Origin of the sequence: Vibrio maritimus (assembly GCF_021441885.1) — a bacterium.
Taxonomy (GTDB): Bacteria; Pseudomonadota; Gammaproteobacteria; order Enterobacterales; family Vibrionaceae; genus Vibrio; species Vibrio maritimus_B.
Genome location: NZ_CP090438.1, coordinates 282,494 through 307,665 on the forward strand (window position 1 = coordinate 282,494; position 25,172 = coordinate 307,665).

24 protein-coding genes are annotated in these 25,172 nt (G+C 48.6%); 17 read left to right on the plus strand and 7 right to left on the minus strand.

All coding sequences use genetic code 11. The features are described 5' to 3' along the window. The first annotated feature begins 28 nt into the window (after positions 1 to 28). From LY387_RS01285 to LY387_RS01330, 10 genes are all read left to right on the plus strand, one after another. On the plus strand, positions 29 to 853 hold the full coding sequence (locus LY387_RS01285; RefSeq protein ID WP_234495071.1) for a Dam family site-specific DNA-(adenine-N6)-methyltransferase: 825 nt from the start codon (positions 29 to 31) through the stop codon (positions 851 to 853). An 80-nt stretch (positions 854 to 933) separates the two neighbouring features. After that, entirely contained in the window at positions 934 to 1,611 is a 678-nt protein-coding gene (gene rpe / locus LY387_RS01290) for a ribulose-phosphate 3-epimerase (RefSeq protein ID WP_234495072.1), read from the plus strand. Between the two features lie 12 nt (positions 1,612 to 1,623). After that, a complete protein-coding gene (locus tag LY387_RS01295) occupies positions 1,624 to 2,304 on the plus strand; it encodes a phosphoglycolate phosphatase (RefSeq protein WP_234496034.1) in 681 nt (226 codons plus the stop codon). 159 nt (positions 2,305 to 2,463) lie between these two features. After that, the gene (trpS, locus tag LY387_RS01300) at positions 2,464 to 3,480 is read left to right on the plus strand and encodes a tryptophan--tRNA ligase (protein ID WP_234495073.1); all 1,017 of its coding nucleotides are present in this window, start codon (positions 2,464 to 2,466) and stop codon (positions 3,478 to 3,480) included. 274 nt (positions 3,481 to 3,754) lie between these two features. Continuing rightward, positions 3,755 to 6,373: an ExeM/NucH family extracellular endonuclease gene (locus tag LY387_RS01305; RefSeq protein WP_419153431.1), complete on the plus strand. Its 2,619-nt coding sequence runs from the start codon at positions 3,755 to 3,757 to the stop codon at positions 6,371 to 6,373. Between the two features lie 141 nt (positions 6,374 to 6,514). Beyond that, complete coding sequence (locus LY387_RS01310; protein WP_128648106.1) at positions 6,515 to 7,096, plus strand: aminodeoxychorismate/anthranilate synthase component II; 582 nt, start codon at positions 6,515 to 6,517, stop codon at positions 7,094 to 7,096. Positions 7,097 to 7,477: 381 nt separating this feature from the next. Next, positions 7,478 to 8,689 carry an aspartate aminotransferase family protein gene (locus LY387_RS01315; RefSeq protein ID WP_234495075.1) on the plus strand — a complete coding sequence of 404 codons (1,212 nt, stop codon included), beginning with the start codon at positions 7,478 to 7,480 and terminating at the stop codon, positions 8,687 to 8,689. Positions 8,690 to 8,770: 81 nt separating this feature from the next. After that, positions 8,771 to 9,790 (plus strand): arginine N-succinyltransferase, encoded by a 1,020-nt coding sequence (astA, locus tag LY387_RS01320; protein WP_042477216.1) that lies wholly within the window; start codon positions 8,771 to 8,773, stop codon positions 9,788 to 9,790. 102 nt (positions 9,791 to 9,892) lie between these two features. Beyond that, the gene (astD, locus tag LY387_RS01325) at positions 9,893 to 11,359 is read left to right on the plus strand and encodes a succinylglutamate-semialdehyde dehydrogenase (protein WP_234495076.1); all 1,467 of its coding nucleotides are present in this window, start codon (positions 9,893 to 9,895) and stop codon (positions 11,357 to 11,359) included. Between the two features lie 10 nt (positions 11,360 to 11,369). Continuing rightward, on the plus strand, positions 11,370 to 12,161 hold the full coding sequence (locus tag LY387_RS01330) for a DUF1338 domain-containing protein (RefSeq protein ID WP_234495077.1): 792 nt from the start codon (positions 11,370 to 11,372) through the stop codon (positions 12,159 to 12,161). A 72-nt stretch (positions 12,162 to 12,233) separates the two neighbouring features. Here the strand turns inward: LY387_RS01330 and crp are convergent, their stop codons facing one another. The 5 genes from crp to LY387_RS01355 all read right to left on the minus strand — a co-directional run bounded on the left by crp (position 12,234) and on the right by LY387_RS01355 (position 16,755). Next, positions 12,234 to 12,866: a cAMP-activated global transcriptional regulator CRP gene (gene crp / locus LY387_RS01335; RefSeq protein WP_004410522.1), complete on the minus strand. Its 633-nt coding sequence runs from the start codon at positions 12,864 to 12,866 to the stop codon at positions 12,234 to 12,236. A gap of 243 nt (positions 12,867 to 13,109) precedes the next feature. Next, positions 13,110 to 13,979 carry a phosphoribulokinase gene (locus LY387_RS01340; RefSeq protein WP_042477219.1) on the minus strand — a complete coding sequence of 290 codons (870 nt, stop codon included), beginning with the start codon at positions 13,977 to 13,979 and terminating at the stop codon, positions 13,110 to 13,112. 127 nt (positions 13,980 to 14,106) lie between these two features. Next, positions 14,107 to 14,319 (minus strand): YheU family protein, encoded by a 213-nt coding sequence (locus LY387_RS01345; protein ID WP_234495078.1) that lies wholly within the window; start codon positions 14,317 to 14,319, stop codon positions 14,107 to 14,109. Positions 14,320 to 14,392: 73 nt separating this feature from the next. After that, positions 14,393 to 15,370 (minus strand): hydrolase, encoded by a 978-nt coding sequence (locus LY387_RS01350; protein ID WP_234495079.1) that lies wholly within the window; start codon positions 15,368 to 15,370, stop codon positions 14,393 to 14,395. Continuing rightward, positions 15,367 to 16,755, minus strand: coding sequence for a PLP-dependent aminotransferase family protein (locus tag LY387_RS01355; protein ID WP_234495080.1), 1,389 nt, complete (start codon positions 16,753 to 16,755; stop codon positions 15,367 to 15,369). Before LY387_RS01355 ends, LY387_RS01350 begins: the two co-directional genes overlap by 4 nt. A 127-nt stretch (positions 16,756 to 16,882) precedes the next feature. Here LY387_RS01355 and LY387_RS01360 point away from each other — a divergent pair, with 127 nt between their 5' ends. Then, complete coding sequence (locus LY387_RS01360; RefSeq protein ID WP_112461379.1) at positions 16,883 to 17,479, plus strand: LysE family translocator; 597 nt, start codon at positions 16,883 to 16,885, stop codon at positions 17,477 to 17,479. Here the strand turns inward: LY387_RS01360 and LY387_RS01365 are convergent. Both LY387_RS01365 and LY387_RS01370 read right to left on the minus strand, forming a co-directional pair. After that, complete coding sequence (locus LY387_RS01365; RefSeq protein WP_234495081.1) at positions 17,469 to 17,948, minus strand: TIGR02444 family protein; 480 nt, start codon at positions 17,946 to 17,948, stop codon at positions 17,469 to 17,471. The two genes, LY387_RS01360 and LY387_RS01365, sit on opposite strands and share 11 nt — an antisense overlap. After that, complete coding sequence (locus LY387_RS01370; RefSeq protein ID WP_234495082.1) at positions 17,945 to 19,867, minus strand: ABC transporter ATP-binding protein; 1,923 nt, start codon at positions 19,865 to 19,867, stop codon at positions 17,945 to 17,947. Before LY387_RS01370 ends, LY387_RS01365 begins: the two co-directional genes overlap by 4 nt. A 300-nt stretch (positions 19,868 to 20,167) precedes the next feature. Between LY387_RS01370 and kefG the strand changes: the two genes are divergently transcribed. The 6 genes from kefG (at position 20,168) to rpsF (ending at position 25,110) form a co-directional block, all read left to right on the plus strand. Further along, positions 20,168 to 20,782: a glutathione-regulated potassium-efflux system ancillary protein KefG gene (gene kefG / locus LY387_RS01375; RefSeq protein WP_234495083.1), complete on the plus strand. Its 615-nt coding sequence runs from the start codon at positions 20,168 to 20,170 to the stop codon at positions 20,780 to 20,782. After that, entirely contained in the window at positions 20,766 to 22,562 is a 1,797-nt protein-coding gene (kefB, locus tag LY387_RS01380) for a glutathione-regulated potassium-efflux system protein KefB (protein WP_234495084.1), read from the plus strand. The genes kefG and kefB overlap by 17 nt, the downstream gene beginning before the upstream one ends. A 33-nt stretch (positions 22,563 to 22,595) precedes the next feature. Continuing rightward, entirely contained in the window at positions 22,596 to 22,799 is a 204-nt protein-coding gene (locus LY387_RS01385) for a YheV family putative zinc ribbon protein (RefSeq protein WP_042477233.1), read from the plus strand. A 118-nt stretch (positions 22,800 to 22,917) separates the two neighbouring features. Then, entirely contained in the window at positions 22,918 to 23,505 is a 588-nt protein-coding gene (slyD, locus tag LY387_RS01390; protein WP_042477236.1) for a peptidylprolyl isomerase, read from the plus strand. Between the two features lie 85 nt (positions 23,506 to 23,590). After that, a complete protein-coding gene (locus LY387_RS01395) occupies positions 23,591 to 24,532 on the plus strand; it encodes an isoaspartyl peptidase/L-asparaginase family protein (protein WP_234495085.1) in 942 nt (313 codons plus the stop codon). Between the two features lie 188 nt (positions 24,533 to 24,720). Beyond that, positions 24,721 to 25,110, plus strand: coding sequence for a 30S ribosomal protein S6 (gene rpsF, locus LY387_RS01400; RefSeq protein WP_042477242.1), 390 nt, complete (start codon positions 24,721 to 24,723; stop codon positions 25,108 to 25,110). Positions 25,111 to 25,172: the final 62 nt, after the last annotated feature.

The window sequence follows — 25,172 nt, forward strand, 5'->3', positions numbered from 1 at the left end:
TTTGGGGTGGCAGTAAATAGAGCAAGTAATGAAGAAGCAACGTGCCTTTCTTAAGTGGGCTGGTGGAAAATATGGCTTGGTTGAAGACATTGAAAAGCATCTGCCAGACGCTAGAAAGTTGGTAGAACCCTTCGTTGGTGCAGGCTCTGTTTTTCTGAATACGGATTATGAGCAATACCTGCTCGCCGATATTAACCCCGATCTTATCAATCTTTACAACCTGCTCAAGACGCAGCCAGAGCAATACATTGCCGAGGCAAAACGTCTGTTCACTCCAGAGCATAATCGTAAAGAAGTCTATCTCGATATTCGCGCTCAGTTCAATCAAACCGACGATGTTATGTTTCGCTCGGTGGCATTCCTGTACATGAATCGCTTTGGGTTTAACGGCTTGTGCCGTTACAACAAAAAGGGTGGCTTTAACGTACCGTTTGGTTCTTACAAAAAGCCATATTTCCCAGAAAATGAGATGGAGTTTTTTGCGGAGAAAGCGAAGAAAGCGACCTTTGTGTGCGAGGGTTACCATGAGACCTTTAAACGCGCTCGTAAAGGCAGCGTGATTTACTGCGATCCACCGTACGCACCGCTCTCTAATACGGCCAATTTTACCTCTTACGCAGGCAATGGTTTTACCTTAGATGACCAAGCTGCGCTGGCAGATGTGGCGGAGCACGCGGCATTTGACCGTGGCATTCCAGTGCTTATTTCCAATCACGACACGACATTAACGCGTCGCTTGTATCATGGTGCTCAACTCAATGTGGTCAAAGTGAAACGTACCATTAGTCGTAATGGTGCAGGGCGCAATAAAGTCGATGAATTATTGGCGTTATTTGAGCCGCGAGATCAATAACTCCTCGTTAGGGGCTAGGATTTAATCAACCGCTTCGGTAGAATTGCGCACGCTTGCAATCCATTTCACTGAGGTTAGGTATGAAAGATTTTCTTATTGCTCCATCCATTCTCTCTGCAGACTTTGCTCGTCTGGGTGAGGATGTCGAAAAAGTACTCGCTGCGGGTGCTGACGTCGTTCACTTCGATGTGATGGATAATCACTATGTGCCTAACCTAACGTTCGGCGCGCCAATCTGTAAAGCGCTGCGCGATTACGGCATCACGGCACCTATTGACGTTCACCTGATGGTGAAACCTGTCGACAACATCGTACCCGATTTCGCGAAAGCGGGTGCAAGCATGATCACTTTCCACGTCGAAGCCTCTGAACACATCGACCGTACTCTTCAGCTCATTAAAGAGCACGGCTGTCAGGCGGGCGTGGTACTCAACCCTGCAACACCGCTTTCTTGCCTAGATTACATCATGGATAAGGTTGACCTGATTCTACTGATGTCGGTAAACCCAGGCTTTGGTGGTCAATCGTTCATCCCATCAACGTTAGATAAGCTGCGCGAAGTTCGTAAGCGTATCGATGCATCAGGTCGTAACATTCGTCTAGAGATTGATGGCGGCGTTAAGGTGGATAACATCCGCGAAATCGCTGAAGCGGGCGCAGACATGTTTGTTGCGGGTAGCGCTATCTTCAATCGTCCTGATTACAAAGAGGTCATTGACGAGATGCGCGCTGAACTTGCTAAAGTAGAAAGCAAGTAACGGGCAGTCATGATGAGCACAATTAAACTCGTTGTATTCGATCTCGATGGTACGCTTCTCGACAGCGTGCCTGACCTTGCCCTAGCGGCTGACCAAGCGGTTCAAGAGCTTGGTTACCCTGCGGTAACAGAAGAGCAAGTTCGTGACTATGTTGGCAATGGCGCTGACATCTTGATTGGTCGTTCGCTGAGCCAAAGCATCGAGGTTGACTCGAGCTTGTCTCCAGAGCTACTCGCGAAAGCACGTGTTTTGTTCGATGACTTTTATAAAGCGAGTGGTCACAAACTTAGCCACCTTTACCCAGCAGTGCATCAAACGCTGGATACCTTGGTTGCCAACGGTATCACTGTCGCTCTACTGACGAATAAGCCATCGAAGTTTGTTCCAGAACTACTAGAGCAGCACAAGCTGGATAAATACTTTAAGCATGTGTTGGGTGGCGACGCGTTTGAGAAGCGTAAACCCGATCCTATTGCTCTGCATTGGTTAATGGAGCAAGAACAAGTCTCTGCCGATCAAGTACTGATGGTTGGCGATTCAAAGAATGACATCCTTGCGGCGCGCAACGCGGGTTGTCACGCGTTTGGTTTGACCTATGGTTACAATCACGGTGAGCCAATTGCCAGTGCTAAGCCTGATTTTGTCGCTGACATTGTGTCGGATGTGCTAAAAGCGGTCGGTATCGACGCTTAACTTCCTCAAAATGCCGCGAAGCCAGTGTCTTTCTATCACCTAGCTATTAAAACACTGGCAAAATACTCGCCAATGAGTACACTGCTAAAACCGCGTTAAAATAACGCGGTTTTTCATTCTCCTAAATTATCTCGTCAAGAAGTCAAAGGAATCATAATCATGAGCAAACCCATTGTATTAAGTGGTGTTCAGCCGTCAGGTGAACTAAGTATTGGTAACTACTTGGGTGCTCTACGTCAATGGCAACAAATGCAAGACGACTATGACTGCCAGTACTGCGTTGTTGACCTTCATGCCATCACGGTTCGCCAAGATCCGAAAGCGCTGCATGAAGCAACTCTAGACGCACTAGCAATCTGTCTTGCGGTTGGTGTTGATCCAAAGAAGAGCACGCTATTTGTTCAGTCACACGTACCAGAGCATGCTCAACTTGGTTGGCTTCTTAACTGCTACACCCAAATGGGTGAACTGAATCGTATGACTCAGTTTAAAGACAAATCTCAGCGTTATGCGAACGATGTGAACGTCGGTCTATACGACTACCCAGTGCTGATGGCTGCGGATATCCTGCTGTACGGTGCGCATCAAGTGCCAGTAGGTAGTGATCAGAAGCAGCACCTAGAGCTAGCGCGTGACATCGCGACTCGTTTTAACAACATCTACAGCCCTGAATCGCCAATCTTTGAAGTGCCAGAGCCTTACATTCCAACTGTGAATGCACGCGTAATGAGCCTGCAAGATGCGACTAAGAAGATGTCTAAGTCGGACGATAACCGTAAAAACGTTATCACGTTGCTAGAAGAGCCAAAGTCGATTGTTAAGAAGATCAACAAGGCGCAAACGGATACAGAGACGCCACCACGCATTGCCCACGATTGGGACAACAAAGCGGGTATCTCTAACCTAATGGGTCTGTACTCTGCAGCAACCGGTAAATCATTTGAAGAGATTGAAGCGCAATACGCTGGCGTTGAAATGTACGGTCCATTTAAGAAAGATGTCGGTGAAGCACTCGTCGCTATGCTTGAGCCAATCCAATCTGAGTACCGTCGTATTCGTGAAGATCGTGCTTACATGGATGAAGTGATGCGCCAAGGCGCAGAGAAGGCATCTGCTCGCGCGGCAGAGATGCTAGCGAAAGCGTACAAAGCGGTGGGTTTTGTCGCTCGTCCATAGGTGTAACGCACTTAACTATTGATAATTAAATCATTGAATTTAAAGCCCCTTGGTTCGCCAAGGGGCTTTTTTTGTGCGTATTCACTTATCCTGTTGATAGTTTGGCACAGGTGGCAAACTTGGTACTTTAAATTTGATCGATATCTCAGTTAACTGAATGTTCATTATTCATTTGCAATAAAAATGACAACACTCGTCTCGAAAATAGCAAGCTTATATACAACAAAGTGCAATCATGGCAACGGACAGATTGCCATTCAATTCGAGGTGAATGATGACGCGCACAAACAAAAAGCAGTGGTTGGCGTTGGCTGTCTCATCCGCATTAGCGGCTGGGGCGCACGCCGAAATTTTTATTTCTCAGTATGTTGAAGGTGGTGGCTATAACAAAGCCGTTGAGATAGCAAACTCAAGTGACAGTGATGTCACTTTGACTGACTATCAACTGGCAAAGTCACCGAATGGTAACGGCTCTTGGGATTCGCTCGACCTGTCGAGTTACACCATTCCAGCGCATTCGGTACTGGTGTTTGCAAACTCCAAGGCTGATGAGGCAGTGCTGGCGCTAACGTCGGTTGCAACAACCCATCAAGCGCTGAACTTTAATGGTGATGACCCTATTGCATTGTTGGATAGCAATGGGCAGGTTCTGGACATGGTTGGTGCGATGGGTGAGACCTTCGGCAAAGATAAAACCCTAGTTCGCTACCAAAATGCCTATCAGCCATCGAGTGTCTACATTGCGCAGCAATGGGCAACGTTAGCAAAAGATGACCTTACCGGACTGGGGGAGCTCGAAGCTCTTGAGCCTCCGCAAGCCTTTCAGTGTCTAGACAATGGTAATGAGCCGGTATTTACCGCGATTCAGGCGATTCAAGGAGAGGGGAGTCGCTCGCCATACATCAATGGCTACCCTTATATCACTGATGAGAAGTTCTTTGTTCAAGGTGTGGTCTCCGCAGTCAGCACGGGCATTAACCAAGGCTTCTATTTGCAGGCTCTAGAAGATGATCATAACCCGCTGACATCAAATGGTTTGTATGTTTACACCCAGTCTAATCCAAGCCTTGCGGCTGGAGATGTGGTATGTGTTCGCGGGCAAATTCAAGAGTTTTACGGTCAAACACAGCTAAAACTTAATGAACAAGATTGGGTAAAACAAGACGAGCAGACAGCGCCTGTAGCGACACAGGTCGAGGTGTTGGCATCCGATGAGAACTTTGAACAGACCCTTGAGCGCTACGAGGGAATGTTGGTGAATCTGCCACAGGCCCTAGATATGCGCGTCAGCCGTACCTTTGGTTATGACTATTCTGCTCGTCGCAATAACATGGTGCTGGCTCACGAGAGGGTGAATCTGCATCCGAACCAAAAATACGCGGCCGGATCGGATGAGGCTAAAGCGCAGAGTGAAGATAACTCACTACGCCGTCTATTCGTAGAGTCACCGACGCCAGCCGCCAATGGCGTGGTGCCTTACTACCCTGAGTTTGGTCGCAGCGATGTCGACCAAGATGGCAGTACCGAAGACTACATTCGTATCAACGATACCCTATTTGGCATCGAGGGTGTGATTGGCTACAGCTATGGCGAATATCGCTTGTACGTGACCAGCACCATCTCTAAGGATAATTTTGTTCGTAATACGCCGCGTACCGAACAGCCTAACCTAGCGGAGCAACCTTGGAATAAAAAAGATCTGCGCGTTGCAACCTTTAATGTACTCAACTATTTCACCTCGCCATTTGGAGGGGATGAGAACCGTTTTGGCAGTAATCGCGGGGCGAGTAACCTAGGCGAGTTTGAGGTGCAACAAGAGAAGATCTTACAAGCTCTGCTGCGTTTAGATGCCGACATCATTGGGTTGATGGAAATCGAGAACAATGGGTTTGGTGACAACGGCGCCATCGCTCAGTTGGTGAATGAGCTGAACGCGCGAGTGGATAATCGCAAACAGCGCTATGAGTTTGTGTCTGTCGACAGTAACCAAGATGGTGTGATTGATGCGTTAGATGCTGTGGGTACTGATGCGATTACGACAGGTGTTATCTATCGCCCAAGCAAGGTAAAACTCAAGCAGGTCAACGTGATAGAGATGCCGCGCCAGATCGCCCCAGAGGTTCTGGATGATGATGGCAAAGTGATCGAAGATGGTAAGAACTATCAGCGTAATACCCTAGCACCAACCTTCAAGGTGAAGGGGGGCAAAGAGAAGCTGACCGTGGCAGTGAATCACTTTAAGTCAAAAGGCTCCAAATGTTGGGAAGATGCAGCTCCCGAGTCTGAGGGTGGGCAAGGTGGTCAAGACATCGATCAGCAAGGCTCATGTGAGGCATTTCGCGTAGCGGCAGCAGTGGCATTGGGTGATGCGCTTGCTCAAATTAAGGGGCATAAGGTGGTGTTAGGTGATTTCAATGCCTACGGCAAAGAAGACCCAATGCTGGTACTGACAGACTATACGGCTGAGCAATATGGCAAAGTCATTCGCGCTGCCCGCAATACCTTCATTGGTGAAGATGAGCAGTTTGGTGACAAGGGCGCTGTTATCGACCACAACTATGGCTTTATCAACGTGCTGGGTGAGATGCACCCTGACGGTTGGAGCTATTCTTACAATGATGAAGTAGGCGCACTAGACCATATCCTCATTAGCCCGAGCTTATCAAAGCGCGTGGTTGATGCGACTGAATGGCACATCAATGCGGCGGAATCGACCTTGTTTGATTATAACGATGAGTACAAAGGCGATCTGCCGAAGTATCAAGATCATTACCGCTCATCAGATCATGATCCTGCCGTCATTGAGCTCAATATAAATGGTGGCTCCGTTGGGGTCTTTGCTCTGTCTGTGCTTGGTCTTATGGGATGGCGTCGTCGACAGCTAAGTCGCTAATACATTCTGATCAAATCTAACGCATACGCGGTGGGACCTTAGGTCTCGCCGCGGTTTTCTACCGATTTTTTCTTGCCTTTCTGCCACCATGTTGCAAAATACCGCCTTATTTTTTGCAAACTCAATGTGACCGCGAGCGCTATGCTACTCATCATCGATAACTACGACTCCTTTACCTTTAACCTGTTTCAGTACTTCTCTGAACTGGGCGCTGAGGTGAAAGTGGTACGCAATGATGAGATTGATATTGCAGGTATTGAGGCATTAAACCCTTCCCACTTGGTGATTTCCCCCGGCCCTTGCACGCCCAATGAAGCAGGGATCTCGCTTGAGGTGATCAAACACTTTGCTGGCAAATTACCACTGCTTGGCGTCTGCTTAGGTCATCAGGCGATTGCACAGGTGTTTGGTGGCGAGGTGGTACGCGCAAGGCAAGTGATGCACGGCAAGACATCACCGATTCGACACACGGATCAGAGTGTGTTCTCAGGACTCAACAATCCCCTCACCGTGACGCGTTACCACTCGCTCATTGTTGATCGTGACAGTCTACCTGATTGCTTTGAAGTGACCGCTTGGACCGAGCTTGAGAATGGTGAGTTCGACGAAATCATGGGGTATCGTCATAAGAGCCTCAACATCCACGCAGTGCAATTCCACCCAGAATCCATCAAGACTGAGCAAGGGCACGAGCTTTTGCGTAACTTCTTGTTGCAGAAATAGTCGATCTAGATCACCTTTTTTTGTTTTCTTATCTCTCATAAGTTTAACTTATGGGATTGCAAAATTATTCGCATTTACTGATGTATGGCGAGTGGAAACCTTGCGTGAGAACTTTCTTTGTCCCCTTGTCAAAAAACACTTCATTCAAATTCATTTATGGTGCATAAATAGTCATAAGGCAATATTGAATTCGGCGCAAAGTGCGCCTAAAAAGTATTTTTCACTATTGCTATGGTTAAATAATTGTAAATACAATGCTGCATCTGTGGAAAGGCGATAGAAAATGTTCTTCCGCTAATGGAAAGAGAAGGTTCCCCTAAAGTAGCCTTGTTGAAGGCAAACCTCTTTTCACCCACGCGCAGTAATAAGAAGGAATGTGTTATGACAACGGAAAAAGCGGTAACTCGTGAGTGGTTCGATGAGGTAATGGTACCTTGTTATAACCCGATGGAGATGATTCCAGTTAAGGGCGAGGGTGCACGTGTTTGGGATCAGCAAGGTAACGAGTATATCGATTTTGCTGGTGGTATTGCGGTGAGCTGTCTGGGTCATTGCCACCCAGCTATGGTCAACGCCTTGACTGAACAAGCTAACAAAATTTGGCACCTAAGTAATGTAATGACCAATGAGCCAGCGCTGCGCCTTGCGAAGAAACTCACCGAAGTTAGCTTTGCTGAGCGTGTGTTCTTTGCCAACTCTGGTGCAGAAGCAAACGAGGCAGCGCTTAAGCTTGCTCGTCGTTGGGCAGCGGATGTACATGGTGCTGAAAAGTCAGAAATTATCGCCTTTAACCAAGGCTTCCACGGTCGTACCTTCTTTACGGTAACGGTGGGCGGTCAAGCAGCCTACTCTGATGGCTTTGGTCCTAAGCCTGGTGACGTGACACACATTCCTTACAACGATATCGCTGCGCTTGAAGCGAAAATGTCGGATAAAACCTGTGCGGTCATGATGGAGCCGCTACAAGGTGAGGGCGGTATTGTTTCTCCGCAACCTGAATTTGTTCAGGCCGTTCGTGAGCTTTGTGATAAGTACAATGTGCTGCTTATTTTTGATGAAGTTCAGACGGGTAACGGTCGTACTGGTCACTTCTACGCTTACCAAGGTCTTGGTATTACGCCTGACATTCTAAGCACGGCTAAATCATTAGGCGGCGGTTTCCCTATCGGTGCCATGTTAACGACAGAGAAGCTGGCAGCACACATGAAGGTAGGAACTCACGGTTCGACCTATGGTGGTAACCCGCTAGCATGTGCGGTAGCAGAAGCGGTCGTTGATGTAGTGTCTCGTAAAGATGTACTTGAAGGTGTTGCAGAGCGTGAAGCTTGGTTCCGTGAAGGTCTTGAGAAGATTAATGCCAAATACGGCATCTTTGGTGAGATCCGTGGTAAAGGCTTGCTACTTGGCGCTGCGCTTAACGAAGAGTGGCAAGGCCGCGCTCGTGATGTTCTGGTGGCTGCAGGTCAACAAGGTTTGATGGTGCTGGTTGCCGGTGCCAACGTGGTGCGTTTCACGCCATCACTGGTTATCACTCAGCAAGAAGTTGAAGAAGGATTAGCTAAGCTAGACAAGGCCATTGGCACACTAGTTTAAGCAGACAGCCGAGAAAACGGCTATTTGATGCTCTCTCGGATTTGGATGTTCCGAGAGAGTCTGCGTCAGGAGGGATTATTGATGCTTGTTGTTCGTCCTATCTCTATATCTGATTACGATGCACTGCATACTTGCGCCGTAGAATCAGGTCACGGTTTTACTTCTCTTCCCGTTAATGAAGAGCTACTGACAAACCGAATTACCCACTCTGAATACAGCTTTGCGAAGCAAGATGTCACATCGCCTACCGACGAAGGCTACCTGATGGTTGGTTTCGATACGGAAACTGGCGAAGTCGCAGGGACAACGGGTATTGAAGGTGCGATTGGTTGGGATGTTCCTTTTTACTCTTATCACATCAGTACTGTGGTGCACTCATCACCGAAGCTGAATGTGAATAACGTGGTGAAGCTACTGACGTTTGGTAATAACTACACGGGGTGTAGCGAGATCTGTACCTTGTTCTTGCGTCCGGAGTTTCGTGGTGGTTTGAATGGTCGCCTGATGTCTAAGTGCCGATTCTTGATGATGGCAGAGCACCCAGAACGTTTCTCAAAGACCATTTTTGCTGAGATGCGTGGTGTGTCGGATGCAGAGGGTAACTCTCCGTTTTGGAAGTGGCTTCAAGAACACTTCTTCTCTATCGACTTTACCTTAGCCGACTATCTAACTGGTATTGGTAAGAAAGGCTTTATTGCCGATTTAATGCCAAAACTGCCGATTTACATCAACCTACTGAGCAAAGAGGCTCAAGAGGTTATCGGTCAGGTGCATGAGAACACGCGCCCGGCGTTGAAACTGCTTGAGAACGAAGGTTTTACCTGTCGTAACTATGTCGACATTTTCGATGCGGGTCCAACCGTGGAATGTGACCTTCGCAATATCCAAGCGGTGCGCGATTCATTCCGTGCCAAGGTATCGGTATCTGAGCATACCAGCTCGCAAGACTACCTGATTGCTAACACCTCATTTGAGCACTTCCGCGCAACGGCAGCTAAAGCCGCGTTTGATGCGGAATCTGGCACCGTATTGCTGTCTCCTGAAGCGGCCGATGCACTCAATGTTGCTGAGGGCGATATGGTTCGCATGTTGGCGCAATAGGCATTTAGCGCGTCGCTACATCAGTAGCAATAAGACAAATCGCAATAAGCATAAGATGGCCGCCAATAGCGGCCACATTTCAAAGACCAAAGGAATTTCACTATGTCTCAACAAACTCAATGGATCTCGGGTAACTGGGTGGCAGGTCTCGGTGATGCGTTTCAGTCACTGTCGCCATACGACAATAACATCATCTGGGAAGGTCAATCGGCGACACCTGAGCAGGTAGAGCAGGCGGTATCTTCTGCTCGTAAAGCGTTTGTTGAGTGGAAAAAAAGACCGTTCGCTGAGCGTGAGGCTATTGTGCTGGCGTTTGCCGACAAGGTTAAAGAGCGTAGTGAAGAGATCGCCATTGCGATTGCCAAAGAAACCGGTAAGCCGCTGTGGGAAACGCGCACTGAAGCGGGTGCAATGGCCGGTAAGATTGCCATTTCGATTCGTGCCTACCACCAACGTACTGGCGAGAGCCAACGCGAAGCTGCTGGAAACCAAATTGTCCTCCGTCACAGGCCCCTTGGTGTTATGGCAGTGTTTGGCCCTTATAACTTCCCTGGTCACTTACCGAATGGTCATATCGTACCGGCCTTATTGGCAGGGAACACGGTAGTCTTTAAGCCTTCAGAGCAAACACCACTGGTGGGTGAAATCGCGATGAAAATTTGGGAAGAGGTGGGATTGCCTGCCGGTGTCATTAACCTGGTTCAAGGTGGTAAAGAAACCGGTATTGCTCTTGCTGATTCAAAGGGCATCGATGGCGTGTTGTTTACGGGTAGTGCCAATACAGGTCATATTCTTCATCGTCAATTTGCGGGCCAACCTGGCAAGATGCTGGCGCTTGAGATGGGTGGTAACAACCCACTTGTTGTCAGTGAAGCGTTTGGTGATGTGGATGCAGCGGTGTACACCATTTTGCAATCGGCCTACATCAGTGCTGGACAGCGTTGTACCTGCGCACGACGCCTTTATGTGCCATTTGGTGAAAAAGGTGATCAATTAGTAGAAAGCTTAGTGTCAGCCATTAAGAAGATTCGCATTGATGAGCCGTTTGCAGAGCCTGCACCATTTATGGGACCACAGATCTCAGAGCAGGCCGCAGACCATATTATTGCAGCGCAGGCTGAACTGGTGAAGCTAGGCGGTAAGAGCTTAGTCGAAGCAAAACGCTTGAATGCGGCGTTCGTGACCCCAGCACTACTAGATGCGACAGATATCGCTGAGCTTCCTGATGAAGAGTACTTTGGGCCGCTGCTACAACTGTTACGCTACGAGACCCTAGAGCAAGCGGTAGAACTGGCTAACGACACTCGATTTGGTCTATCGGCAGGTCTTATCTCAGAGCGCGATGAGGAGTGGCAATACTTCACAGACCACATCCGAGCAGGCATTGTAAACCGTAATCGTCAGCTAACCGGCGCGAGCGGTGATGCGCCGTTTGGTGGTCCGGGCGCTTCTGGCAACCTTCGCCCAAGTGCGTTCTACGCAGCGGATTACTGCGCTTACCCTATGGCATCGATGGAAGGCGATAACACCGTTCTTCCTGCGACGCTGAGCCCTGGCATTGAACTATAAGGATCTGGATATGACTGTTGACGCGTTATTTGGCCATTTGTGGCAAGACTACATTACTCGCTTATGTCCTTCAGCTCACAAGGTTCATGACTTGCTGAGAGAAGATGAGTCGCTCATCAATGACCATATTGCTCTGCGAACCTTTAATGTTGCACCGCTGGGTATCGACACGCTGGCTAAGCCGTTTCTAGACCTTGGTTACGAGGTGAGTGGCCATTACGATTTTGAATCCAAAAAGCTGACCGCGATTCACCTAGAACATAGCAATGCTTTGCTTCCTAAGGTGTTTATCAGTGAATTGCGAGTAGAAGAGTGCTCTAAATCGCTACAAGATATCGTGGCCAAGCTAGTGGCTCAGGTGGACAGCGCTAAGCTATCTTCTGCTGAGTTTTTATATGGTGGCCGCTTGTGGGATCTAAGCTATCAAGACTTCCAAACACTGGCGCAAGAAAGTGAGTACGCTTCATGGCTTGCCGCTCATGGTTATGGCGCGAATCACTTTACGGTGAGCGTGAACCAGCTTGATCGCTTTGCCGAGGTCGTTGGCGTAAACCAGCACCTTCGTGATGCAGGGTTTGCGATAAATGAATCAGGTGGTGAGGTAAAAGGCTCACCAGAGGTTCTTTTGGAGCAATCCTCGACGATGGCAGACAAAGTGTCCGTGGCATTTACTGATGGTGATCAGGTGATTCCTGGTGGATTCTATGAGTTTGCTAAGCGCTATCAGTTAGCCGATGGCAGTTACTATCAAGGCTTTGTTGCTGCTTCGGCGGACAAAATTTTTGAGAGTACGCATCAGTAGTCTCCAAAAATACCAAACCCCAAAAACAAAAAAGCCACCCGAAGGTGGCTTTTTAAATCTTGCGACGCGCTCTTAACGAGTACCGTAAACCACGATAGTCTTACCGTGTGCAGAAATTAGGTTCTGCTCTTCTAGCATCTTAAGAATACGACCTACTGTTTCACGAGAACAACCAACGATTTGGCCAATCTCTTGACGAGTGATCTTGATTTGCATGCCGTCTGGGTGAGTCATTGCATCTGGTTGTTTCGCTAGGTTTAGTAGCGTCTGTGCAATACGACCCGTTACGTCTAGGAACGCTAGGTCACCTACTTTTTGGCTAGTCACTTGTAGACGACTTGCCATCTGAGCAGATAAGCGCATTAGAATGTCTGGGTTAACTTGGATAAGCTGACGGAACTTCTTGAATGAGATTTCCGCAACTTCACAAGGTGATTTTGCTCGTACCCATGCTGTACGTTCTTGGTCTTCTTCGAACAGGCCTAGTTCACCAATGAAGTCACCTTGGTTAAGGTAAGACAAGATCATCTCTTTGCCTTCTTCATCTTTGATAAGTACCGCTACAGAACCTTTTACGATGTAGTAAAGCGTCTCTGCTTTCTCGCCCGCGTGGATAAGCGTGCTCTTCGATGGATACTTGTGAATGTGGCAGTGTGAAAGGAACCACTCTAACGTTGGGTCGGTTTGAGGTTTACCTAGAACCATATATCTTACTTCCTCTGCAGGGTATGCTTGCTGCTTTCCATATTTGTTAGCAAGCCCGTTTGTTAAGACTTACTAGCATAAAAGCACTTTGAAGATGGCGCAAGCGATCTTCTGTTTCAAAGAAATAGTATCCTTTTTTGCGCCACTTTTCTTGATTTTAATCGTGTCATAAGCCCATTTATCTATACAAAACTGTGCACATGATCACGGTATAAAAAATCATCGAGATTCGGCTCACAAAACCTAACCTATTTTGCCAGTTTCTATGAGCTGTTGAAGTATTGGCCTGACGATTAATTCCATCGCAAAACTCATCTTACCCCCAGGGACCACTATGGTGTTGTGGCGAGACATAAATGAGCCATCAATCATAGCGAGCAGGTAAGGGAAGTCGACATTCTTGATACCACGTAGGCGAATCACCACAAAGCTCTCATCCAAGCTCGGAATGCCTTTGGCGTTGAGCGGGTTGGAGGTATCGACGGTGGGTACACGCTGGAAGTTGATGTGAGTACGCGAAAACTGTGGCGTGATATAGCTTAAGTAGTCATCCATTGAACGAACAATCGAATCGGTGACCGCTTCTCTTGAGTGACCGCGATCGCGGGTATCTCGCACGAACTTTTGAATCCACTCAAGGTTAACGATAGGCACCATGCCAATCAGCAAGTCAACGTGCTGAGCGGCATTCACATCACCGTCGACGACGCCGCCATGCAGGCCTTCGTAAAATAGTACATCGCTATTTTCTGGCAGGTCTTGCCACGGGGTAAAGGTGCCTGGCATTTGGTTGTAGGGTACGGCTTCATCAAAGGTATGCAGGTAGCGGCGAAACTGCCCCGTACCATTTTGCCCATAGTTGCGAAAAAACTCTTCTAGGGCTGGGAAATCGTTGGCTTGAGGACCAAAGTAACTGATGTGTTTGCCTTGCTCTTTTGCCTTGCGGATCTCGATATCCATCTCTGGACGCGTAAAACGGTGAAAACTGTCACCTTCAATAAACGCAGGCTTGATGCTCATCATGTTGAACATCTTGCGGAATGCTTCTGACGTTGTTGTCGTTCCAGCTCCAGAGGAGCCCGTTACAGCAATGATCGGGTGTTTTGCTGACATAACACTTCCTGTGTATTTGTAATTGTCGTTATAAATTTGCTAACTCACATAAGGAGTTAGACCTTATGGGCCAATTTCAGTTCAATAGCCTTTCAATATAGCAGCTACTTACGTCGCTACCGAAAAATTACAGCGCGCGACGAGATTTAATGTCGACGGTCTCGTGCAGCTCAGAGAACACGATGACGGCTTCACCGCTCTCGAGTTGGCTGCGAACATGGCGAACCTTGTCGTCTAGCGACACCTCCGACTCACCATAGTCGGTGCCCTCGCGCAGCACGAACTCTTTAATAAGGTTATCCAGCGTATCTGCGTCAATTTGTTGCCATGGGATGATCATAAATACCTCTCAATTCTATGACCGCAGGATTATACCACTGCTGATTCACAAATGGTGTGGTTGCTCTTTTTGGCTAATCAATCAGATGCTGGTAGTAACTTGGCAGGGTCTCTTCTAGCCAAAAACGCGGGCGCCTGAGACTGCCAGTCATAAAACCGACATGACCACCTCGCTCAAGCAATTGGTAGTCGATATGGTTGGGAAGTGTAAAGGTTGGAATGACCTCGTGTGTCATAAAGGGGTCATCCTTGGCATGAATAAACTGGGTCGGTACCGTGATTTCTCGTAGGCGAGGTAGACCAGAGCAGCGCTGATAATAGTCATCGGCACCTTTGAATCCATGCAGAGGTGCAGTGATCAAATCATCGAACTCGTAGAGTTTTTTCATGTTCTTGATGCGCTCTTCGGTCAGCCCGAGAACTTCACTCAGTAGATGAAGTTTGTTAAGCGCATTCTTTTTCATTGAGCTGAGCAGGTAAGAGCGATAGACCTTAGAGAAGCCTTGTTCTATACGTCTCGCGCACGCTGCGAGGTCGAGCGGGGCAGAGATGACGGTCGCACCATTCAGCTTAGTATCATTACCATAGTGAGCAAGATAGTTGGTGAGCATATTGCCGCCAAGGGAAACGCCTATGGCAACCTTTTTACTATTTGGGTAACGATGATCCAAAAGCTCAATGAACTGTCTTGCGTCACCAATCTCACCGGAATGATAAGCCCTGGCAAGTCGATTCGGATTCGGCCCACAGCCGCGAAAGTGCATCATGACGGACAGCCAGCCCTGCTTAGCAAAGGCGTGCATCAGTCCATTGGCATAGGGGCTGTAAAAGCAGCCTTCTAAGCCATGGAATAGAATAAACACAGGCTTGCCTTGGGCACTTTTTCCATGGGGATCTTCACTCCATGCCAACTCGACAAAATCCCCATCTGGGGTGTCGAGCGTTTCCCAAATTGGCTCAAACAAAGCTTTGCGGCGCACAAAGCGTGGGATAAGCGTTTGGATGTGTGGATTGGCTAGCCCTTTGGCGGCGATAAAGTGTTTGCTGCTCATAACGTAAATTCACTTACGGGATTGGATTGTAGTAATGTTTTTAAAGTATCTACGCCTAATTGTAGCTGTTCGATCGTTTGAGGTGAGCTAAGCGACAGACGCACCGCAGGCGCGACGGAACCGCCAGGAGGTGCGAACAGCTCACCTGATTTGACGATAACGCCTTGCTCTGCCGCTCTGCTGACAAACTCACTCAGTCGCCAGTGCTCAGGTAGAGTTAGCCAAACATGAAACCCACCTTGCTGGTAACGAAGGTTAAACTCGCTCAGTGCGTCTACTGCAACAGCGATGCGCTTTTTCATCTCATTGTGAATGATGTTGAGGTTACGCTCGGCATCACCTGAGGTCAGCATCTCACAGGTTAGGGCAGTGAGCAGCGGGCTTATCATCCAGCTATGGTTTTGCAGTGTCATCACGAGGTGCTGATACAGCTTTTCTGGAGCGCTCATATAACCCACTCGCAAACCCGGTGCGAGACACTTTGAGAAAGCACCAATATGGATAACCCGCTCAGGCGCGAAGTTCACCATGGGCGCAGGGGCTTTTTCTAGCAGCAGGCCGTTTATTTCATCTTCAATCACGTAGACATCATAGGACTCACAGATACGCAAGATATCGCGGCGGCGCTCTTCAGGCATAATGGCGGTGGTTGGGTTTTGAAGTGTGGGTGTTAAGTAGATAAAACGCGGAGAGTAGCGTTGGCAGCAAACCTCTAGAGACTCTGGCGTGATGCCGAACTCATCCATATCTACGCCCTTGAGCGTCAACTGATTCTGACGCGCCAAGCTAATCACGCCAGGGTAGGTGTACTTTTCGACTAAGACGGTATCGCCTGCGCGAGTGAAGGTGTCGAGCACCATTTGAATCGCATGCTGAGCGCCTGAACTGAACAACATCCTATGTGCGGCGAGCTTGATGCCTTTTTCATTGAGCCATTTAGCGACAATGCTGCGGTGTGCATCAAGTCCAGCGGGTGGCTGATAAAGCATCAATTGGTTGAGGTGCGAGTTCGAGCTTGAGATGCGCTGCATGGCTTGTTTTAGCATATCGCCTCTGTCGAGCAGAGGCGGAATGTTATAGCCAAAATTCATTTCGCCTTGTGCCACTGTGCTTTGCTCGAACACCCAGCTTGGTTTACTGGTATCGGAGACATAGGTGCCAGCCCCCACTTTTGCCTCTACTAAGCCTCTTCGTTCTACCTCCGCATAGGCTCGAGTAATGGTGCCGACCGTGACACCGAGCTTGTCTGCAAGCCAGCGGTGAGTAGGCAGCTTACTGTTTGCTTTAAGATCGCCCTCTTCGATCATCGTGGCGATCTGATCGGCGATCTGCTTGTAGATCGGCGCTGGATCTTGCTTGAATACGGTAATTGTCTCGATTGTCATGGTGACAATAAATCCTTTGCGTCTGGTTTATCGCTTTGTTAGGGTTATTTTGAGCTCGCATTAACAATAAATCAACGTATTTGTGAAAATTGTACCGATACAATTTTGTGGCAATAGGAGAAAAAGGATGGATTGGTCATTTTTGCTATCAGTGGCATTGTTCGCCGTGGTCATGACGGGGACGCCGGGTCCTAACAATGTCATGTTAACGGCGTCGGGCGCTAACTTTGGCTATGTTAGATCGATCCCGCACTTTCTTGGGATTGGTCTCGGCCTGATCAGCTTGATCCTGTTGAATGGTGCAGGTCTCGGCGTGATCTTCCAAACCTACCCTATGGTCCAAGAAGTTCTCAAATGGCTGGGCAGCGCCTATTTGCTGTATTTGGCTTGGCGAATTCTCACCGCTGGGATCAACAAAGGAGAGTCTGATAGCAAAGCCAAGCCTATGACCTGCTTTGAAGCCATGACATTTCAATATTTGAACCCAAAAGCTTGGGTGATGTCGGTCACCGCCGTGAGTTCGTTTGCATTGAGCGGTGACTACTATTGGTGGTCGCTGGTGGGGATATCGGTGATCTTTTTGCTGGTTCAGATACAAACGTCGTCCGTATGGGTAGGCTTTGGCACCTTTATTCGCCGCTGGCTGGCAACACCCACGGCATGGCGCCGCTTTAACTCCAGTATGGCACTGCTTACTGCGTCATGTGTGGTGTTTATTTGGTAGCGAGTTCGCTGACGGGTTTGGCGAAGACAAGCCCTAGATGCTCAGCGCCAAGTTGGCGACAGTAGCCGAGTACCAGTGCTTCACCTTGTTGCGGACTGAGCGTTAACGCATTAATGCAATCAACAAGGTCGGATTGCTGCTGCTTCTCAAGGCTAAGTTCAAATTCAAGCGCTTCACGATAGAGACTATCAACCACACTGTGCTTGAGTTGGCGGCGAATATCACGAAATTGATGCAGCAGTTTTTCCGTGCGACCGAGACAGGATTGAATATGATGCCAATCCTCGGCATTGAAGCGAAGTGCCTGTTCGTCCAGACACTTCAGTAGCAACAGCAGATTGACGTTGCCGTGGTAGTGATTTTGCAGATTTAAGCACGCCTCTTTTACCTCACGCACCCCATAGTATTGCAGGCTGAACTGCCATAGGTGATCAAAAGTGAGGTTTGAAGATGCGTGCTCGCGGGTCATGACTGATTGAATTCCTGTTCCATCTGCTCAAGAACTTCTTGCTGCGCCATCCAGTCCATTTCGACTTCTTCAAGTTCGGATTTACTGGAGGCTTGCTTGGCAAGTACTTCATTAAGTTTAGCTTTATTTTCCGCATCATACAGAGAAGTATCAGACAATTGCTCCTCTGCCTCAGCGATGAGGGCGGATAACTTATCCATTTTTTCCTCAAGCTTTGTCAGTGTTTTGCGAATTGGCGCGGTTTGCTTACGAAACTCGGCGTCTTTGCGTTTTTGCTCTTTTTTGGCAGCGGCACTGTTATTTGAGGTTTTGTCTGGCTCATTAGCTTGAGCCTCTTTACGCTCAATCTTTTGTTGCTCAGTCAGCCACTTATAGTAGTCAACCAAGTCACCGTTAAATGGTGCTACTTGACGATCGTGCACTAGGTACAAGTCATCCGTTGTCGCGCGCAGTAGGTAGCGATCGTGACTGACGATGACCATTGCGCCTTCAAAGGTTTGCAGAGCAAGCGTTAAGGCTTGGCGCATATCCAGATCAAGGTGGTTGGTTGGTTCATCGAGCAGCAATAGGTTTGGTTTTTGCCACACGACAAGCGCTAACACCAGTCTGGCTTTCTCGCCACCAGAGAATGGCGCGACTTTTTCAAGCGCTTTATCGCCTTGAAAGCCAAAGCTACCCAAGTAATCACGAAGCTGCTGCTCTGTGTGCTGCGGGGCGATTTGCATCATGTGTTGCAGCGGCGTCTCTTCTGGGTGCAGGGTTTCTAATTGGTGCTGGGCAAAGTAACCAATTTTAACGCCTTGAGAGTAATTAAGATCACCCCCTTTGGCGCCAAGCTCGCCTGACAGCAGCTTGATCAGTGTGGATTTACCAGCGCCATTGCGACCCAATAGACCAATTCGGCTGCCTGGAACAAGGTTTAGGCGGATCTTCTCAAGAATGATGTTGTCATCGTAACCCGCGGAAACGTCATCCATCATGATGATTGGATTTGGCAGTGCCGCAGGCTCTCTGAACTCGAAGCTAAACGGGTTATCAAACTGAGCGGGCAGCACTTTTTCCATACGTTCTAGCGCTTTGATACGGCTTTGCGCTTGGCGTGCTTTTGATGCTTTGTAACGGAAGCGGTCGATATACTTCTGCATATGCGACATCTGCTTTTGCTGCTTCTGGTATTGAGCTTGTTGCAAGATGAGCTTTTGCGCGCGCTGCTCTTCAAACGAGGAGTAGTTGCCTGTGTACTCGTTCAGCAACTGATTTTCGATATGGATGATGCGGCCAACAATTGGGTCAAGGAAGTCTCGGTCGTGTGAGATCAAGACCAGTGTGCCTGGGTAGCTTTGCAGCCAGCGCTCAAGCCACATGACGGCGTCTAAGTCCAAGTGGTTGGTCGGCTCATCGAGCAGCAGTAGATCTGAGCGGCACAATAGCGCCTGCGCGAGGTTAAGGCGCATACGCCACCCCCCCGAGAACTGGGTCAAATTCCACGTCATCTGCTCTTGGCTAAAACCAAGACCATCAAGAAGCTCCGCCGCGCGAGCACGGATGCTGTAGCCGCCAATGACTTCGATTTTGCCATGCAGCTCAGCAACTAGAGTGCCGTTGTCTTGCTGCTCAGCATCGACCAGCTTTTGTTCCAGTGCACGATACTCACGATCGCCATCAATCACGTATTCAATCGCGGTGCGCTCTAGTGCTGGGGTTTCCTGTGCAACCCAAGCGAGCTCCCAATGGGCTGGCTGACTAAAAGAGCCTGCATCAATGGAGAGTTCGTCTTTGAGCAGCGCAAAAAGAGTGGATTTACCACAACCGTTTTTGCCGACTAGACCCACTTTGTCACCAGGGTGAATGGTGGCAGAGGCTTGGTCGAGCAGTGGTTTACCGCCGCGAAGCAATTGAATATCAGAGAAGGTGATCATAAGGAAACAACTAGCTAGTGATTGAAATTTCGACCCACGAATACTATGAGGAAAGCAGTGAAATGTCGATCATTATCCCTTGTGAGAAGTCATAAATAGCAAGGCAATCAGGGGCAAACTAACCTGCACGAACGGTGAAGTTTGGTATATGATGGAACAAACTGATAACAAAAACAGAATGATTTCAATAACAATCATCACTGTCTACCCTTAAAGATTAGGGTAAACAATAGTGACTGACTCTCGATGTTACGAGAGAGCAGTTTACGAAGCCGTAAGTATGGAGATGGTTTTCAAGGAATGACGTCAGAATTACAACACTCAAACCAATCCCCAAAAGTTCTGGTGATCTATGCGCACCCAGAGCCGCAAAACTCTATCGCCAATCAGGTGATGCTCAAAAAAATCCAATCCTTGGATAATGTCACCCTGCGCGATTTATATGCCCTGTACCCTGATTTCTTTATTGACGTCAATGCTGAGCATCAATTGCTACTTGAGCACGATGTGATTGTGTTTCAGCATCCACTTTATATGTATTCCTGCCCATCGTTGCTCAAAGAGTGGATTGACCGAGTGCTGGGCAAAGGCTTTGCGTTTGGTGATGATTGTGCCTTAGAAGGTAAGTATTGGCGCAGCGTGATCACGACAGGTGGTAAAGAGTCGGCCTTTAGCCAGTCTGGCTACAACAAGTACCCACTTGAGCAGATATTGCAGCCGTTTGAGCTCAGCGCAGCCTTGTGCAAAATGCACTGGATGGAGCCTTTGGTTCTCTACTGGTCTCGCCGTGTGGATGACATGGATCGCTATCAGCATGCTGAGCTTTACAGGCAGTGGCTGATGCACCCCTTCGATGAGTCTTTAATGATGTCGTCGCTTGCGGCAAAGGAGGCGGCTGATGGCAATGGCGAATGATTTTCTACAGAGCAGCGTGATATTTCTTTCGGCGGCGGTAGTGGCTGTGCCGATTGCTCAGCGCTTTGGGTTAGGAAGTGTGCTGGGTTACCTGCTGGCGGGTGTGGCGATTGGTCCATGGGGGCTCGGTCTCATCAGTGATGTGGATGAGATCCTGCACTTTGCTGAATTTGGCGTGGTGTTGTTGCTGTTTCTAATTGGTCTCGAGCTAAACCCTAAGAAACTGTGGCAGATGCGGGTACCGATACTCGGCCTTGGTGGTGCGCAGGTCTTAGTCACCACCTTAGTCTTGTCCGCCATCGCCTCGCTGTTTGGGCTCACTTGGCAGACAAGTCTAGCCATAGGGATGGCGCTAGCACTTTCTTCCACTGCGATTGCACTGCGGGTGATAGAAGAGCAAGGATTGGCGGGCGGCGAAACGGGTCAGTCTGGTTTTGCAGTACTGCTATTTCAAGATATCGCCGTGATCCCTATGTTAGCGCTGCTTCCGGTACTGGCAGGCAACACCGCAGGTAACTGGGATGACATTCTGTGGATGTTAGCGGGTGTGCTCGGACTGCTCGTTGGTGGTCATTACCTCATTCGACCATTATTTCGCTATGTGGTGATGAGCGGCGTACGTGAACTGTTTACCGTGGCGGCGCTGCTGCTGGTGGTGGGTATTGCCGCCTTCATGCAAAAGCTGGGTCTATCGATGGCACTTGGCACCTTCTTAGCTGGGGTGTTACTTGCAGAGAGTGAGTATCGCCACGAGCTAGAGATAGCCATTGAGCCCTTCAAAGGTCTGTTGCTTGGTCTGTTTTTTATCGCTGTGGGCATGGCAGTCAATTTAGGGCTACTGGTCTCTGAACCGCTTAAGGTTCTACTTGCGGTTGTTTCTCTAGTGGTTATTAAAGGCTTGCTGCTTTATGTGTTGGCGCGTCTATTCGGTATTCGCCCGAAAGCGCGCAGTAAGATGGCGGCTATTTTGAGTCAAGGTGGTGAGTTTGCATTCGTTATTTTCACTGCTGCCAGCGCTCAGGGTCTGTTGCCTGCCGAAGAGTCGGCTTTCCTGTTAGTCGTAGTGAGCTTATCCATGGTGACCACGCCACTGCTTTTGATGGGACAGAAAAAGTGGTTTGAGAGATCACTCAATCATGAGCAAGAAACCACCATTAAAACCGATGTTGAAGATAGGCAGCCACGAGTCATCATTGCGGGCTTCGGTCGCTTCGGACAAATTGTTGGTCGCTTGATGTACGCCAATAAGGTCAAAATCACCGTACTAGAGAGTGACGCGAGCCAAATTCATCTGCTGAGAAAGTACGGCTATAAGGTGTTTTATGGTGATGCTACACAGCTAGACCTATTAAGGGCAGCAGGTGCCCATAAAGCGGAAGCCATTATCGTCTGCACGGATTCTCCAGAAGAGATTATGGAAGTGGTGGATATGTGTCATCAGCACTTCCCGTCGCTTAAGGTGCTGGCGCGAGCTCGCAGCCGCGTAGAGGCGTATCAGTTAATGAACCACGGGGTAGATCGCTATTCTCGTGAGACCTTCTTAGGGGCGCTTGACTTAGGGCGTCAGGCGCTGATTGAGCTAGGATTTCACCCTTATGAGGCCAAACGCGCAGAAGCGCACTTTAAAAAACTGGATAATGCCATGCTCAAGGAGTTGTTGCCGCAACACAGTGAAGACAAAGAACTGGCGCAGCGCTCAAAAGAAGCTCGTAAAGAGCTCGAAGAGATCTTTGGCCGTGAAATGGAAAACGACCGCCAGTCCCGAAACTTTTGGGATTAGGTGACGAGAGTCGTCTGGATAGTAGGAAGTAACATGAGCAGTATTAAGAAACGATTTATCGCAGGGGCGAGTTGCCCGAAATGTTCCACACAAGACAGCCTACGCTGGTGGATCGAGAACAATGTTGAGTGGGTAGAGTGCGTAGATTGCGAGTTCACTGAGCAGCGAACCCCTAAAGCTGTAGAAAAATCTGAACGAAGTGATGAAGAATTAATCGGCATTTTTAAGCCGGAATGATTGAGTTTCTATTTTCTATCCCCATAATATGCTCACACGCCGCCTAACGGCGGCATTGTTTTTATAAGATTGGGCGAAGTTAAATGTCTAGTCTTAGTGCCAATCCTTTGGAGTATCCATGAAAATTGCTAACAACGCAGTAGTAAGCCTAGCGTACCAAGTAAAAACTGAAGACGGTGTGGTTGTTGACCAAGCAACTGTAGAAGCACCTCTAGATTACCTACACGGCCATAACAACCTAATCACTGGCCTAGAGAAGGAACTTGAAGGCAAAGAAGCAGGCGACAAGTTCACTGCAACTGTTTCTCCAGAAGAAGCGTACGGCGAGCACAATGACGCGCTAGTTCAGCGTGTTCCAGCTAACGTATTCCAAGGCGTTGACACAATTGAAGTAGGTATGCGTTTTCTAGCGGATACTGACCAAGGTCCAATCCCTGTAGAAGTTACAGAGGTAGACGGCGATGAAGTTGTGGTTGATGGTAACCACATGCTAGCGGGCCAAACGCTAACGTTTGACGTTGAAGTGGTTGCACTTCGCGAAGCAACAGCAGAAGAAATCGAGCACGGTCACATTCACAAAGCTGAGCACGGCGGCTGCTGTGGTGGTGAAGGTCACGGTGAAGAAGGTGGCTGTTGTGGTGGCGAAGGCCACGGTGAGAAGAAAGAAGACGGTTGCTGCGGTGGCGGCGGTTGTGGTTCTCACTAATCACACGCTTTTCAAAGGCCTCCCATTGGGAGGCCTTTGTCGTTTATAGTACTTGGAAACAGAACGAATAATAAGGAAGTGATGTATGACTCAGCCTTTTGCTATCGCTATTCATGGTGGTGCCGGTACGATTTTAAAAGCGCAGATGAGTGATGAGCTCAAGCAAGAGATACTTGATGCATTGAGCAAATCGGTACAGGCGGGCGCTGCGGTTCTTGAAGCAGGAGGTGATGCTCTCGATGCCACGGTTGCAGCGGTAAAGGTGATGGAAGATTCGCCCCATTTTAACGCGGGTAAAGGCTCTGTATTAACGCACTACGAGATGGTGGAGATGGACGCATCTGTGATGCACGGCGCGCAGCAAGATGCGGGTGCTGTGGCGGGTGTTAGGCATATCAAAAACCCGATTGCGCTTGCTCGTGATGTGATGCGCGATAGTGATCACGTGCTCTTAATTGGCGAAGGCGCGGAAAAGTTTGCTTTTGAACAAGGTCATGACTACACCGAACAAGATTACTTCTTTACTGAGAGGCGCTATGAACAGCTTCAATCGATGAAAGAAAAAGGGCTGTTTGCGCTATCAGAATCCAAATACCCCGATGATAAGAAATACGGCACAGTCGGTGCGGTCGCGCTTGATAAGCAGGGCAACCTCGCCGCAGCGACCAGTACCGGCGGTGTAACCAATAAGAAATATGGTCGTGTGGGTGATACCGCCATCATAGGCGCGGGTACCTACGCTGAGAATAATAATGTTGCGGTTTCAACCACAGGCATGGGCGAGTATTTTATTCGCAAAACGGTGGCGGGAGAGGTGGCAGCACGCATGCGTTATCTCAATGAAGATGTACACACGGCGTCTGAGACCATTATTCAAGGTGAACTGAAAACGATGGGCGGAGAGGGCGGCTTGATCGCCATTGATGCCAACGGCGATGTCCACTTTGCGATGAACAGTTCTGGCATGTATCGAGCCTCTGTTGGCGTGGATGGGGCATTAACGGTGAAGATTTATGCTGATGAATAGCAAGGCTTTTTGCACCTAAGCAGCACTGCATAATTTCTGTAGTTGTTTCACCTCTAAAATTGCTTGCTTATTGTCCGCCCTTTCTGTAACATTCGCGGTCCTTAATTCTCGGTCTTTTTTATTAGTTCCTTGCTTCCTCTGGACGACCGAGCCAAACGTGGAAGCTAATAATCCGTAAGGAGCAACCAATGCGTCATTACGAAATCGTATTCATGGTGCACCCTGATCAAAGCGAGCAAGTTGCTGGCATGATCGAGCGTTACACTGGTTCTATCACTGAAGCTAACGGTACTATCCACCGTCTAGAAGACTGGGGTCGTCGTCAACTGGCTTACCCAATCAACAAGCTTCACAAAGCTCACTACGTTCTAATGAACGTTGAAGCTCCACAAGAAGCTATTGATGAGCTAGAAACTGCTTTCCGTTTCAACGATGCAGTTCTACGTAACATGATCATGCGTACTAAAAAAGCTGTTACTGAGCCTTCTATCATGCTTAAGCAGAAAGAAGAGCGTTCTGAGCGTGCTCCACGTCGTGAAGAGCGTACAGAAGCTAAGCCAGAAGCATCTGCAGAGTAATTCGTTACTCACTTAGTACTTGGTAGTGGTTATCCATTACCGACATCAAGACTTTAATTTAG

Coding starts and splice junctions, on each gene's coding strand:
- kefB (WP_234495084.1), top strand. CDS start 20,766: ATGGCAATGGCGAATGATTTTCTACAGAGCAGCGTGATATTTCTTTCG.
- LY387_RS01385 (WP_042477233.1), top strand. CDS start 22,596: ATGAGCAGTATTAAGAAACGATTTATCGCAGGGGCGAGTTGCCCGAAA.
- crp (WP_004410522.1), bottom strand. CDS start 12,866: ATGGTTCTAGGTAAACCTCAAACCGACCCAACGTTAGAGTGGTTCCTT.
- LY387_RS01305 (WP_419153431.1), top strand. CDS start 3,755: ATGACGCGCACAAACAAAAAGCAGTGGTTGGCGTTGGCTGTCTCATCC.
- rpe (WP_234495072.1), top strand. CDS start 934: ATGAAAGATTTTCTTATTGCTCCATCCATTCTCTCTGCAGACTTTGCT.
- LY387_RS01365 (WP_234495081.1), bottom strand. CDS start 17,948: ATGACCCGCGAGCACGCATCTTCAAACCTCACTTTTGATCACCTATGG.
- LY387_RS01345 (WP_234495078.1), bottom strand. CDS start 14,319: ATGATCATCCCATGGCAACAAATTGACGCAGATACGCTGGATAACCTT.
- LY387_RS01370 (WP_234495082.1), bottom strand. CDS start 19,867: ATGATCACCTTCTCTGATATTCAATTGCTTCGCGGCGGTAAACCACTG.
- LY387_RS01355 (WP_234495080.1), bottom strand. CDS start 16,755: ATGACAATCGAGACAATTACCGTATTCAAGCAAGATCCAGCGCCGATC.
- kefG (WP_234495083.1), top strand. CDS start 20,168: ATGACGTCAGAATTACAACACTCAAACCAATCCCCAAAAGTTCTGGTG.
- astD (WP_234495076.1), top strand. CDS start 9,893: ATGTCTCAACAAACTCAATGGATCTCGGGTAACTGGGTGGCAGGTCTC.
- LY387_RS01350 (WP_234495079.1), bottom strand. CDS start 15,370: ATGAGCAGCAAACACTTTATCGCCGCCAAAGGGCTAGCCAATCCACAC.
- rpsF (WP_042477242.1), top strand. CDS start 24,721: ATGCGTCATTACGAAATCGTATTCATGGTGCACCCTGATCAAAGCGAG.
- trpS (WP_234495073.1), top strand. CDS start 2,464: ATGAGCAAACCCATTGTATTAAGTGGTGTTCAGCCGTCAGGTGAACTA.
- LY387_RS01340 (WP_042477219.1), bottom strand. CDS start 13,979: ATGTCAGCAAAACACCCGATCATTGCTGTAACGGGCTCCTCTGGAGCT.
- astA (WP_042477216.1), top strand. CDS start 8,771: ATGCTTGTTGTTCGTCCTATCTCTATATCTGATTACGATGCACTGCAT.
- LY387_RS01315 (WP_234495075.1), top strand. CDS start 7,478: ATGACAACGGAAAAAGCGGTAACTCGTGAGTGGTTCGATGAGGTAATG.
- LY387_RS01395 (WP_234495085.1), top strand. CDS start 23,591: ATGACTCAGCCTTTTGCTATCGCTATTCATGGTGGTGCCGGTACGATT.
- LY387_RS01285 (WP_234495071.1), top strand. CDS start 29: ATGAAGAAGCAACGTGCCTTTCTTAAGTGGGCTGGTGGAAAATATGGC.
- slyD (WP_042477236.1), top strand. CDS start 22,918: ATGAAAATTGCTAACAACGCAGTAGTAAGCCTAGCGTACCAAGTAAAA.
- LY387_RS01295 (WP_234496034.1), top strand. CDS start 1,624: ATGAGCACAATTAAACTCGTTGTATTCGATCTCGATGGTACGCTTCTC.
- LY387_RS01310 (WP_128648106.1), top strand. CDS start 6,515: ATGCTACTCATCATCGATAACTACGACTCCTTTACCTTTAACCTGTTT.
- LY387_RS01330 (WP_234495077.1), top strand. CDS start 11,370: ATGACTGTTGACGCGTTATTTGGCCATTTGTGGCAAGACTACATTACT.
- LY387_RS01360 (WP_112461379.1), top strand. CDS start 16,883: ATGGATTGGTCATTTTTGCTATCAGTGGCATTGTTCGCCGTGGTCATG.